At 63.5% G+C, this 12,406-nt stretch carries 11 protein-coding genes; 6 read left to right on the top strand and 5 right to left on the bottom strand.

Annotated elements, in window-relative coordinates; genetic code table 11:
- Nucleotides 1–201: 201 nt before the first annotated feature.
- Nucleotides 202–1,425 carry a class I SAM-dependent methyltransferase gene (locus JFX23_RS01460; RefSeq protein WP_332874656.1) on the bottom strand — a complete coding sequence of 408 codons (1,224 nt, stop codon included), beginning with the start codon at nucleotides 1,423–1,425 and terminating at the stop codon, nucleotides 202–204.
- A gap of 530 nt (nucleotides 1,426–1,955) precedes the next feature.
- Between JFX23_RS01460 and groES the strand changes: the two genes are divergently transcribed.
- On the top strand, nucleotides 1,956–2,252 hold the full coding sequence (gene groES / locus JFX23_RS01465; protein WP_005962176.1) for a co-chaperone GroES: 297 nt from the start codon (nucleotides 1,956–1,958) through the stop codon (nucleotides 2,250–2,252).
- A gap of 222 nt (nucleotides 2,253–2,474) precedes the next feature.
- Here groES and JFX23_RS01470 read toward each other — a convergent pair whose 3' ends face one another.
- From JFX23_RS01470 to JFX23_RS01480, 3 genes are all read right to left on the bottom strand, one after another.
- Nucleotides 2,475–3,323, bottom strand: coding sequence for a cytochrome c biogenesis CcdA family protein (locus JFX23_RS01470; RefSeq protein ID WP_198775389.1), 849 nt, complete (start codon nucleotides 3,321–3,323; stop codon nucleotides 2,475–2,477).
- Nucleotides 3,320–4,138, bottom strand: a complete 819-nt coding sequence (locus JFX23_RS01475) for a DsbA family protein (protein WP_198775391.1) — start codon at nucleotides 4,136–4,138, stop codon at nucleotides 3,320–3,322. Before JFX23_RS01475 ends, JFX23_RS01470 begins: the two co-directional genes overlap by 4 nt.
- Nucleotides 4,139–4,239: 101 nt before the next feature.
- Nucleotides 4,240–4,530, bottom strand: coding sequence for a WhiB family transcriptional regulator (locus tag JFX23_RS01480; protein WP_198775393.1), 291 nt, complete (start codon nucleotides 4,528–4,530; stop codon nucleotides 4,240–4,242).
- Between the two features lie 352 nt (nucleotides 4,531–4,882).
- Here JFX23_RS01480 and JFX23_RS01485 point away from each other — a divergent pair, with 352 nt between their 5' ends.
- The 4 genes from JFX23_RS01485 (at nucleotide 4,883) to JFX23_RS01500 (ending at nucleotide 10,353) form a co-directional block, all read left to right on the top strand.
- A complete protein-coding gene (locus JFX23_RS01485) occupies nucleotides 4,883–5,806 on the top strand; it encodes a MerR family transcriptional regulator (protein ID WP_198775395.1) in 924 nt (307 codons plus the stop codon).
- A 331-nt stretch (nucleotides 5,807–6,137) separates the two neighbouring features.
- Complete coding sequence (locus tag JFX23_RS01490) at nucleotides 6,138–7,469, top strand: AGE family epimerase/isomerase (protein WP_332874657.1); 1,332 nt, start codon at nucleotides 6,138–6,140, stop codon at nucleotides 7,467–7,469.
- Nucleotides 7,470–7,729: 260 nt separating this feature from the next.
- Nucleotides 7,730–9,253 (top strand): IMP dehydrogenase, encoded by a 1,524-nt coding sequence (gene guaB, locus JFX23_RS01495; RefSeq protein WP_198775399.1) that lies wholly within the window; start codon nucleotides 7,730–7,732, stop codon nucleotides 9,251–9,253.
- Nucleotides 9,254–9,663: 410 nt separating this feature from the next.
- Nucleotides 9,664–10,353, top strand: coding sequence for a transaldolase family protein (locus tag JFX23_RS01500; RefSeq protein ID WP_198775401.1), 690 nt, complete (start codon nucleotides 9,664–9,666; stop codon nucleotides 10,351–10,353).
- Nucleotides 10,354–10,357: 4 nt separating this feature from the next.
- On the opposite strand, the gene JFX23_RS01505 is transcribed toward JFX23_RS01500, so the two are convergent.
- A complete protein-coding gene (locus JFX23_RS01505; RefSeq protein ID WP_233050463.1) occupies nucleotides 10,358–11,086 on the bottom strand; it encodes an exonuclease domain-containing protein in 729 nt (242 codons plus the stop codon).
- 83 nt (nucleotides 11,087–11,169) lie between these two features.
- Between JFX23_RS01505 and JFX23_RS01510 the strand changes: the two genes are divergently transcribed.
- Nucleotides 11,170–12,303 carry a GuaB3 family IMP dehydrogenase-related protein gene (locus tag JFX23_RS01510; protein ID WP_040313523.1) on the top strand — a complete coding sequence of 378 codons (1,134 nt, stop codon included), beginning with the start codon at nucleotides 11,170–11,172 and terminating at the stop codon, nucleotides 12,301–12,303.
- The last annotated feature ends 103 nt before the right edge of the window (nucleotides 12,304–12,406 follow it).

The raw sequence follows: 12,406 nt of genomic DNA on the forward strand, positions 1-12,406 counted from the left end.
CTCGGGTGTGTGGCAAGCCCGAAGCGGGCTTACTGGAGCATGGGCGTGCAAGGGGCCCTGTAGGCCGATCAAGGGGTTCGTGTAGGCCGAGCTTGATGAGCAGAAAGCTCCTTGAGCACATGGGCGCGCGCTGCTCAGGCACTGCCCTCTTTCCCCTGCTCTCAAGGCCCCTTTGATCGCATGGGCGTGCGGCCACTCGGCTCAGGCACGCCGACGACGGGCGATGATCGCACGGTGACGCCCCGCGACCCGCGTGGCGAAGACGACGGCCTCCCCATCGCCCTTGAGCTTCAAGGACTTGCGCAAAGCCGCCGGATCAATATCCGCGCCTCGCTTCTTCACCTCGACTCGGCCAACTCCCAGGGAACGCAGCGCCGAAGAAATCATCTTCGGCTTGAGCGCGACGACGTCCTCGACTTCGAAGCAGGTGAGGAAAGGCGAGACGAGGGGAGTATCGGCGCTCAGGTAGGCGATTGACTCGGAGACGAGGGTGGAGGAGGTTTCCTCGGCGAGGCGGTGAATGAGACCCGAACGGATCACCGCGTCATCCGGTTCGGCGATGAATGCGCCGAGCGGGCCGAGGGGAGCGGGCAGGCGCGCTGCGTTCGCGGGCCCTTCTTCAGCAAGGACGAACACATCATTCCCTGTGATGACGACGGCGCTGCGACCCGCCCCTTCGAGGGCGAGAGGGCCGGTCCAGATCGCCGCTTCGACGAGGGAAGAGTCGACGCTCGTCCATTCGACGCGCGCGTCGGCGGGCAGGGCCTCATGAGCGATGCCGGGAGCGACCTTGACGCCGACGCGGGGGATCGCCTCGCGCCACGACAGGACGAGGGAGAGTGGAGGAGACCAGGACTCGGGGTCCATGATCCTGGCAGAACCGTGCTGTGCTCCTGTGCGCCTGGCGGGGTCGGCGAAAAGAGCGTCGATGCCGCTGTGGGCGAGGCTGGGAATATCAAGGTCGCAGACGTTGGCGCGTCTAACCTGCGCTGTGGGGTGGGCAGCGAGGTTGAGACGGGCAGCGCTTGCCGCGTCCTCGTCCAGATCCACTGCGAGCACGGCAAGGCCTTCTTTCGCAAAGGCGAGGGAATCTGAGCCGATGCCGCATCCAAGATCCGCGATGGATGCCGCTCCGGCATCGAGATAGCGGCGTGCTCTCCGTTCGGACACGATCTTGCGGGTTGCCTGTTCGAGTCCGTCACGCGTAAAGAAGAGAGAGCCTGCGTCTTCGCCGAATTTCATGCGGGCTCTTCGACGCAGGTCGAGCTGGGTGAGGACGGCGTTTGCGAGTCCCTTTTCAATGCCGCGCTTGCGCAGGGCCTCACCCGCTGCGAGCGGGTCGCCGGGTGAAAAAGCCTCGGCCTCGAGATCAGCGAGGAGACGCGAGCCCTCGAGAGTGAGGAGCGGGTCGAGCGAAGAAGGCACGGGAGGATTCTCGCATGCGAGGACTCCGTGATGCGCTAAGGCGAGAGTGAGCGAGGCGCAGGGGAGAAGAGGACTGTGGGACGTGGACAGTTCAGAGCGTGCGAGGACGAGCGGCAGGACTGAGTGCTGCAAAGAATTCAAAGGAAGCTGTGTCGAACGCAAAGAGCAGAGGACGGAGAATTCGAACGTACAGATGGCCGATGGGGCAATCGGCGAGAAGACCTGTACGGAAAAGGCTTTTGAGCGCGGGTGCCCCACAGACTCGCACTCGTGATGCCCGGGGAATGGCGGGTCCATCTTCACGGGGGCATCTTCAATGGAGAGGCTGATCTGCCGGGGCGCATCATGCGCCTCTTTGGGGGGTTGGCGCTGCGTCTTCGACAATCAGGACTGGCACTCAGGTTGCTCGAGTGCCAGAGCGGGCCTATGCTCGTCCCTGAAGCGCGGCCCAGGCCGCGATCGGGTTCCTCACCCGACCCCCGCGACGGCGGGCGAGGGACGAGCAGTTCTTTGAACGAAAGGGAACGACAGTGTCTGTCTCCATCAAGCCCCTCGAAGACCGCGTTGTGATCCGCCAGGTCGAGGCCGAGCGCACCACCGCCTCCGGTCTTGTCATCCCGGACACCGCGAAGGAGAAGCCGCAGGAAGGCGAAGTCGTGGCAGTGGGCCCTGGCCGCATTGACGACAACGGTAACCGCGTCCCGCTCGACGTCAAGGTCGGCGACGTCGTGATCTACTCGCGCTACGGCGGCACCGAGGTCAAGTACGGCGCCGAGGAGTTCCAGATCCTCTCCGCGCGTGATGTCCTCGCGATCGTGGAACGCTGAGCGGACTCGCTCGAATAGCTTTTCGGGGCCGACATCCTCATGGGTGTCGGCCCCGATCCTTGTGGGCCGAGGGGGAGCAGGCTGGGGATCCTCTGTGGCCTCAACACCCCGAAGCAGTCCATGCGCGCTCGCGCGGGTCACAACCTCAGAAAGAGGCCTACCGCAACCCAGAGCGGGCCTATCACAACCAACAGCGGCGACTATCACAAGCCACAGCCGGGCCTACTCGGATCCTTCTTCCTCGCTCCCGCTCAGCGAGCGCGGCCTCATATACCAGGTGGCGCCGAGCACGGCAGCGAGAGCCACGATCAGTGCCCAGCTCGGCACAAGAGAGGCGAAGGAGAGCACAGACTCCTCCCAGGAAGCGAGCCTCGCGGGGGAAACAAGTCCACTCAGCGGATTCGAGGCCCCCGAAGCGAGCAAGAGGACGCCGAAGATCACGAGGAGCAGGCCGGAAAGAAGATTCGTCCACGTCGTTTCCCGTCCGAAGAGAAGCAATGGACGAGGACGCATCCAAGGCCGTTCAAAAAGGCGTGCAGAACGCCAGATCAGGGCGAGAAGACCCAGGGGGAGCGCCATGCCGCTCGCATAGCAGGCCATGAGGAGCGCCCCCTGGAGGGGAGAGCCTCCGAGCCCCGCAGCGACGAGAACGCCACCGAGGATCGGACCTGCGCAACCGATGCCGGCAAAACCGTAACCTGCACCGAGGAGGAAGATCGAGAGCGGATGCGTCCGATCACGACTCTTCGCTGCGAGTCGGGAGGTCCTGCGGAAACGGGGAAGAGAGAATCCGAGGGCCTCGATCGCGCCAAGGATGATGAGCAAGAGGGCGCTGAGGGCTGTGATGAGGGGGAGACTCTCGCGCAGTGCGTGGCTCGCCGCTCCGACGAGCGCCCCAAGGGGAATCAAAGCTGCGAGCAGGCCCAGCCAGAAAAGCAGGGTGCGCCACAGAAGTGCCCGCTTCGACTGGAAGGCGTAGGCGAAGAAGGCGGGGAGCACCATGATCGAACATGGGGCGAAGAGGGTGAGGACCCCTCCGAGGAGGGCGGCAAGGGGAGGCAGAGTGCTCACTGGGCTGCGGCTGCCTGAGCTTCGACGGTCGCCCTGACGGATTCGGGGCCGCGGTATCCGGGGACGAAGGAGTCGCCGATGATCATGAAGGGGGTTCCAGTGATGCCGACGGCGTAGGCATCCTGCTTCGCGGCCTCAACGGCTGCGACGGTTTCGGGAGCGTTCATTGCACGAGTGAAAGCCTCAAGATCGCCGACTCCGGCTTGCTTCGCGAACTCAATGAGGGAGTCTTGCGTGTATTCCGGGTGCTCGCCTTCCCCGGCGGCTGCGTAGACGGCGTCGTGGAACTCCCAGAAGCGGTTTTGTGCGGCGGCGGCGCGGCCCGCTTGGGCTGCGAGCGGCGAGGACGCAGTGATCTGCGCAAGATCGCGCCATTCGATTCTTAAAGTTCCGTCCTCAATAAGGTCGTTGAGGGTGGGGGCGACTTCCTTGGCGAAAAGGGTGCAATAGGGGCAGGCGAAGTCGGAGTAGACGACCATGACGACCTTCGCATCGACTTTCCCCTTGGCTTGGGCGTCGTGGGGATCTCGTTTCACCTGGCTGTGGAGGATTTCGAGGACGTCTGGGCGTGTCTCTGTCGGAGCCGGAGCGTTCGGGTCCTGGGCGGTCTTGCCCTTTTGAGCGTCGGGGCTTTCCTCGCTGGGAGAAGTGGCGGAGTCGGTGCTCTGGGCGGCTCGAGCTTGAGCGAGTTCGTTGGTGAGACGGTGACGATCCGCGACGAACACGCCGAGGGTGATGACCAGCGCCGCAATGATGAGGAAAAGGACAGCGACGAGGGGTGAACGGGCTGTGGAGGAGCGGGGGGAAGACAACACGGAAGAACTCCTGCGAGATGAATAGGTGACACAAGTGTTGCAGAAACGCTTCGGGGGCGCCGTTTCGCGGCGCCCCCGAAGTCAGAGTCGATGTTGGGAGCTCAGGAGACTCGTCGGGTCTTGGAGCGGATTTCTTCGCGGCGTTCTTCCTCGGTCATGCCACCCCAGATCCCGTAGGGCTCCTGTGCTGCGAGAGCGTATTCGCGACACTGGTTGATCACCGGGCAGTTTGCACAAATCGCCTTCGCGTTGGCGGCGCGTCGACGGCGCGTAGAACCGCGCTCGCCCTCGGGGTGGAAGAAGAGTTCTGTGTCGAGGTCGCGGCAGGCTCCGTCGTACTGCCAATCCCAGGCATCAACCATTGGTCCGGGGAGTCGGGAGACGTCGGTCATTGAAGGGCACCTCGCTTTCGAGGTCGGAACGGGGAGGGTCCCCGGCGACCTTGCCCAGGGTAGTTGCTTGTGCGTAAGTAGTTCAAGATTCACGTCTAAACTCTCAGTGTTTTCCCAGGAATCAGGTCATTTCTGGGATCTTCCTGCAAAAAGAGGGGACTTTGAGTGAATAGCCTGTGAACAAGTAATACTATTCATTCTCTTCGTCGTTCCGGTGGCGAACTCGGCGGCGCCGGGGTAAGAATGCAGCTACAGGGCCAAGTGAGTCCGTGGCGCTGAGGCGCCCTGGTCGATCACAGTGCATCAAGCAGAAAAAGCCGCTGCATTTGAAGAGAGGAAGGAAAGGGGACGCATGCCTCGAGCTCATCTCGGTACTGGGCACAGCTCCGGCGCCCCGCTGACGGTGACCGCGGTTTCCGTGAAGCTGGGTATCCCCCCTTCGACTCTGAGGACTTGGGAACGCCGGTATGGCCTCGGCCCCTCGGATCGGCGGACGGGGGAGCATCGACGATATGTGGACAGCGATGTCGCCAGGCTCGCCCGCATGGTCGAACTCGTGCGCCGCGGAGTCACCCCGGCAAACGCCGCAGCCATCGCCCGCAATTGGAGTGAGAGCGATGAAGCCCCCGATTCTCTGCCACCGCATTGCGTGCACGATCTCGTCACGACAACGCGTAACGCAACTCCCAAAGCCCTGCGTGAATGCCTCGCCGCCGCGATCTCGACCGAGGGTCTCGTCCACACCTGGTCCAGGCTCGTCAGCCCCGCCCTCGACCGTTTAAGGGGGGACGCTCGAGGGGAACTGCCCGGCAGTGCCCCCTCGATTCAACTGAACGCGGCCTTCCTCGAAGTCCTCGGCTCCATCGCTAAGCAGCGGCCGCGCCGGAAGAATCCTCTCGCCTCCATCGCGATCCTCACAGACACCATGCATGAACTGGCGGCCCACGTCGTCGGAGTCGCACTCATGTGGTACGGGATCGATGCCCGCGTCGTCACAACGGGCCGGATCGGCATGGAGAACGGCCCGGATCGTTTCCGCGCGCACATCGAGAACCGTCCGATCGAACTCGCCATCGTGATGGGCACTGATGCTGACTGTGAAGTGCTCATCCGCGTCATTGCGCAGGAAAGCGAAGTGGATGTTCTCCTCGTTGGCGCCGACGTCCCACCCGTGGTGGACGCTCGAGTGATGCGCGTGCGCACCCCAGCCGCCTGCGTCGAAGAGGTCCTCGCCATGCTCGCCCCAGGGGTGGATCTAACAGAGATCGGCGGCTGAAAGGGGCCTGTCCGCGCAATGAGGTGTGCCCATCCCCATCCTCAACGTGACCGCCGCCGACTCCGAACCCTCGTGCTATGAGGCGTGCCCAACATTGAAGCTATTCGTCTCTTTGCCGAGAGCGGGCCCCTCCCCGCGTGACGAGCTATCCCCGCGCTCGATCGTGCACTGTACCCAGAGCCCCCACCCAAAGCTGTGCTACGCCACATCTCTGCCCGCTCAGTGCATTCCTCGCCTCGCTGAGCGCGCCTTGTCGTGCCGTGAGCATGTCACGCGATGCTACGGTTGAAACTCCCAAGCCCCATTCGCAACGATGCAACCGGGAGTCGTAGTGCACACCCCATGGAACGAAGAGTCCCTCCTGAAATCTTTCGACGAGGACTTCACAGAGCTCATCAGATTCGCCTCTGCATCCGCCGTCGACTCCGGCTTTGCCGCCCTCGATGCCCAAGGCCTCGTTGCTCCCGACTCGCCGGTCGAGCTGTGGATCACCGCGCGCATGACGTACGTCTTCGCCCTTGCGCAATTGCGCGGACTCGCGGGCGCCGAAGCCCTAGTTCGTCACGGGCTTCGATCCTTGAGGGGGCCTTTCCATGATGACGAGTTCGGCGGCTGGTTTTCCGCCCTCGACTCCCATGACGAGGACGCGGCTCCCGCGCCGGGCGCACGCAAGGAGGGCTACGCCCACGCCTTCGTGATCCTCGCGGCCGCTGCCGCCCAGCTCGCAGGCCACGAGGAGGCGCGAGAGCTGCTGGACGAGGCCCTCGAAGATCAGGATCGCCACTGGTGGGAGCCCTCCTTCGGGCGTGTGCGCAACTCCTGGAACCGGGACTGGAGCGAATGCGAGGACTACCGCAGCCTCAACACGAGCATGCACACGGTCGAGGCCTATCTCGCGGCCTTCGACGCGAGTGGTCAGAGGCGCTGGCTCGACCGCGCCCGCGAGATGGCGCGCTTCATCGCGGAGCTCGGAGCCCGCTTCGCTTGGCGTCTTCCCGAACACTTCGACGCTTCCTGGCGCGTCCAAGCCCAGATGTTCATCGAAAACCCGGCAGATCCCTTCCGCCCCTATGGGGCGACGCCCGGCCACGGCTTCGAGTGGGCGCGCCTCATCCTCCATGCGCGTGCCGCCCTTATCTCCATTGGCGACACCCCGGGCGCCTGGATGCTTGAGGTCGCGCGCGCCCTCGTGGAACGAGCAGACGAGGACGGGTGGGATGCAGGAAGAGTCGGGGGGATCGTCTACACGACAGACTTCGATGGGCGCCCGGTGGTGTCCACGCGCATGCACTGGGCCGGAGCCGAGGCCGTGAACGCCGCGCTGATCCTCGGCCGCGTCCTCGAAGAAGAAGGGGACGAGGCCGGAGTTGAGGCCTGCAGTGAGCGCTTCTCGCGCTACGTATCCTGGATGGACCAGTATGCGCACGAGGGCCCGGGCCGATGGATCCACGAGATCAACGAGAGAGGAGAGCCCGGCTGTTCCGTGTGGCCAGGAAAGCCCGATGCCTACCACATCGCGCAGATGCTCACTTTGCCCAGGATCGGAGTGCATCCGGGCTTCGCGGCGGCACTGAAACAAGCAGCGTCAACGTTGAAAGAGACGGGGGCGGTGCTCAAAGACGAAGCGGCCGCCCCGGGCGAGGAGAACACATGGGAGGAGTGACTCTCGGCCTCACCGCGTGCCACGCTGTGTCCGCCGGGGCACACCGGGGGCGCTGATCGCCCAGAGTACTCATACCAATCGAGGAGAGTGCTCACAGCGGGGACGCGACGAACGCGGACCCGACTCACCTGAAGGATTCGCCCGGAAGAATCACCTGAAAGAGGACGACGTCGGCGGCGACACGTGAGACCTGCCACTCGAAGGGCGGGGAAGGGGCAGGCGGTTAGCCCGCGCTCGCGGCGCACGCCTAAACTCTCCACATGGGTGACATTTCTACGACCGACGCTTTCGGTCTTACCGGGCTGACCTACGACGACGTCCTCCTGCTCCCCGAGCTCACAGACGTCGTCCCCTCCACAGTGGACACCACGTCCCGACTCACCAAGAAGATCTCATTGCGCGTGCCCCTCCTCTCGGCCGCCATGGATACCGTCACCGAAGCGCGCATGGCCATCGCGATGGCCCGTCAAGGTGGAATCGGCATCCTCCACCGCAACCTCTCCATCGAAGAGCAGGCCCAACAGGTGCGCCTCGTGAAGCGCTCCGAATCGGGCATGGTGGAAGATCCCGTCACCGTCGGACCTGAGGCCACGATCGAGCAGCTCGACGAGCTATGCGGACACTACCGCGTGTCCGGCCTGCCCGTCGTCTCCGAAGACGGCCACCTCCTGGGCATCATTACGAACCGCGACCTGCGCTTCGTCCCCCAAAGTGACTGGGCGAGGCTGAAAGTCCGCGACTGCATGACTCCCCGCGAACGCCTCGTCATCGGTCACGTTGGAATCTCTCGTGAAGACGCCAAGACCCTCCTTGCCGAACACCGCGTCGAAAAACTCCCGATCGTGGACGAGGACGATCGCCTCACCGGTCTCATCACCGTCAAGGACTTCGTCAAGACTGAGCAGTATCCGAACGCCACGAAGGATGCTCGCGGTCGCCTCATCGTTGGCGCCGCTCTCGGGTACTGGGGTGACACCTGGGAGCGCGCCACCGCCCTCGCCGAAGCCGGAGTCGACGTCCTCGTCGTCGACACTGCGAACGGTGGGGCCAAGCTCGCTCTCGACATGATCCGCCGCATTAAAACCGACCCAGCATTCGACGGCATTGAGATCATCGGCGGTAACGTCGCCACGACCGAGGGCGCTCAGGCCCTGATCGACGCCGGAGTGGACGCGGTCAAGGTCGGAGTCGGACCGGGCTCTATCTGCACGACCCGCGTCGTCGCAGGCGTGGGCGTCCCGCAGATCACCGCGATCGCTCTCGCGGCGAAGGCATGTGGACCAGCGGGTGTTCCCCTCATCGCCGATGGTGGACTCCAGTACTCCGGTGACATCGGCAAGGCCCTTGTCGCCGGCGCTGACACCGTCATGCTTGGCTCGCTCCTTGCGGGCTGTGAGGAGTCCCCCGGTGAGGTCGTCTTCACCAATGGCAAGCAGTTCAAGCGCTACCGCGGCATGGGCTCTCTCGGCGCGATGAGTTCGCGTGGGCGCAAGTCCTATTCGAAGGACCGCTACTTCCAGGCCGATGTCACCTCCGATGACAAGATCGTTCCCGAGGGAATTGAAGGGCAGGTGCCTTTTACCGGCTCCCTCGCCTCTGTTATCTACCAGCTCGTCGGAGGCCTGCATCAGACGATGTTCTACCTGGGCGCCTCCTCGATTGAGGAGATTAAGAAGAACGGTCGCTTCGTGCGGATCACCTCTGCGGGTCTGCGCGAGTCTCACCCCCACGATGTGCAGATGACCTCTGAGGCGCCGAACTACCACTCGACCTCGGGCCGCTGAAAGATCGCCTGAGCTGAGAAGAGGCGCAGTGCGCCCAACGCCCCCGGTGTGAAGAGCTCCATCTGTGTCACGCCGGGGGCTCATCCGTCGGTTCGAGTGGACCCGGAACTCATTGACAGCAGGCTGAGAGCTCTTGGCGCTTCATTCGTGGATGTGCCTGGCCCTTGCTCGGCGGCGCCAGTGCTTGGGGGCATGATCGATCCAGCGGCACCTCAAGTCTGCGGGGCGTCAATGCGGCTGGTCTTTGACTCGGCGGTGCGGCGAATCGGCTCCTCCTGCGCTTTGCGGATGAGCGACTCGTTTGCTCCTCTGCTTCGTGGAAGAACGACTCGGTGAATCTTCCCCTCCTCTGATCGCCTACTCTGAACGGGTTGGAATAATTCTCTAGATCGCGGGAGGCTCGCGCACCCATGCTTATCCTCATCGACCACGCCAATGTTGACGCCATCAAGGAAACCCTGAAGTACTTGCCGATCGATGGCGTCACAACGAACCCCTCGATCCTGTATCGCGAAGGCAAAGAGCCACTCGAGGTTCTTCACAGCATTCGCGCTGTTTTGCCCACCACCTCTCAGCTGCACGTTCAGATCGTGTCTGAAACCGCCGAAGCGATGGTCGATGAGGCGAGGGCACTGCGTTCTGAACTGGGCGGCAACCTCTTCGTGAAACTGCCCGTGACCCGTGAGGGCTTCCGCGCGATCCCGCTGATCGTCGCCGAGGGAATGCAGGTCACCGCCACCGGCATCCACTCGTCCATGCAGGGCTTCATGGCCGCGAAGGCCGGTGCCCGCTATGTCGCGCCCTATGTCAACCGCATGGACAACTATGGGATTGACGGCGTGCGCGTCGCCACGGAGATCCACAAGACCTTGAGGTCCTACGGCCTCGAGGCTGATGTCCTGGCCGCCTCTTTCAAGAACTCCGAGCAGGTGCTTGAACTGGTCCGTCAGGGAGTCGGCGCGATCACCGCCGCCCCCGATGTCCTCGAAGCCTTGATTAAGAACCCGGCGACGGATGCGGCGATCGCCGAGCAGAACCGCCACTTCGATATCCTCGTCGGCAATAAGAGAAGCTGGAAAGACTTGATCGACGAGAAGTGAGGGCTCAGTGCGCGAGCATCGGCCAAGCCGGGTCGATGCTCGCCTCCCGCCCCTTCGAACGCAAGAAGTTCTCAAAGTCAATGGCCCACTCCCGGTGGGCCTGCACCTGGTAGGCGTGCAACTGTCCAGCACTCATCGCCTTCACAGAATCGAATCGCCTCGCCATTTCCGCCAGAACATCCAGAGTCATCTGCACATCAACTTCGGCGGTGTGGGCGTCGGCAGACGCGTCGACCCCGTAGACCGGAGCCATATCCGTCAAGGTTTTCTTTCCCTTGCGGTAGCGGTCGAGTGCGCGATCCAGGACCAGAGGATCGATGAGGAGCATCGGAGTGGCGTCGAGGCGCTGTGCGAAGGTCCCCATGTTGTGGCGGGCGAGTTCCGCATCGAGGAGGGTGATGTCGTAGGAGGCGTTGAAAGCGACGACGGGAAAGCCTCTGCGCCAATGCTCGACCAGGGTGGCCGCGACCTCGTCGAGGACTTCGCCAATCGGACGGCCCTGTGATTTCGCCATGTCGTTCGTGATGCCGTGAACGGCGCTCGCCTGCGCGGGGATCTCCACCCCAGGATCGGCGAGCCAGGTGCGCACCTGGTCTTCGCGTCCCGCCCTCGCCCCATCGAGGCGCAAGACGAGGGCGGCAGTGACCAGCCGGTCCCTGGTCGGGTCCACGCCCGTCGTTTCAGTGTCGAAGCCCAGCCAGGGCACTTCGCTCCAAGTCGTCGTCGAGTTCATGCCCCTAGTGTGCGTCATCCCCTGTGCATGTGGAGACCTCCTTGCCCCGGATGCATGAAGAGGCGAGCCGATACACTGGGAAAATGAGCAACGAAGTCGAAATTGGCCGCGGAAAACGCGCCAGGCGCGCCTACAGCCTCGACGACATCGCCCTGCTGCCCGCGCGGCGCACACGCGACCCCGAGGATGTGAATGTCGGATGGCAGATTGACGCCTACCACGTCGACATCCCCGTCATGGCTGCTCCCATGGATTCCGTGATGAGCCCTCAAACGGCAATCGACTTCGGCCGCCTGGGCGGGATCGGCGTCCTCGACCTCAACGGATTATGGACCCGCTACAAGGATCCCGAACCGATCCTTGAAGAGATCTCACACTTGAGTGAGGAGGAGTCGATCGCTCGCCTCCAGCAGATCTATTCCGAGCCGATCCAGCCGCGCCTCATCACCGAGCGCCTCGCCCAGATCCGTGATGCCGGGGTCGTGGTCGCAGGCAAGCTCTCGCCGCAACTCACCCAGAAGTACTGGCGTTACGTCGTTGATGCGGGCGTCGACCTTTTCGTCATCCGAGGCTCCACAGTGTCCGCGGAGCATGTGTCGAGCCGCCATGAGCCGCTCAACCTCAAGCGTTTCATCTACGAACTCGATGTTCCCGTCATTGTGGGAGGGGTGTGCACGGATACTGCGGCCCTGCACCTCATGAGGACCGGCGCGGCGGGCGTCCTCGTCGGTTTTGGCGGGGGAGCGGCCCATTCGACCCGTCAGTCCCTGGGAGTCCATGCGCCGATGGCGACGGCGATCGCGGATGTTGCGGCAGCCCGGCGCGACTACATGGACGAGTCCGGTGGCCGCTACGTTCACGTTATCGCGGACGGTGGAATCGGGCGTTCCGGGGATCTCGCACGTGCGATCGCCTGCGGAGCGGATGCAGTGATGCTCGGCGCTGCCCTCGCACGCGCGAAGGAAGCGCCCGGACAAGGATGGCATTGGGGCTCTGAAGCGACTCACCCGGATATGCCGCGAGGGCAGAGGGTCCACGTCGGCACCTCGGGAACCTTGGAGCAGATTCTCTACGGTCCTTCGACGAGGGCGGACGGCTCACTCAACTTTGTCGGCGCACTCAAGCGCACGATGGCTTCAACCGGATACGCCGAGGTGAAGGACCTGCAAAAGGTTGAAGTGGTTGTCAGTCCCTACCGGCCCAGTGAAGCCCGCTGAATCGGTGGCGGTGCCGGGAGACAAAGAATTCTCGGTTGGGGGCTAGATCTTGCCCCCACATGTTGTTACGATTGTAAAATCCGCTCTTTACATTATGTGAAGG

Source organism: Schaalia cardiffensis, assembly GCF_016405145.1.
Taxonomy (GTDB): Bacteria; Actinomycetota; Actinomycetes; order Actinomycetales; family Actinomycetaceae; genus Pauljensenia; species Pauljensenia cardiffensis.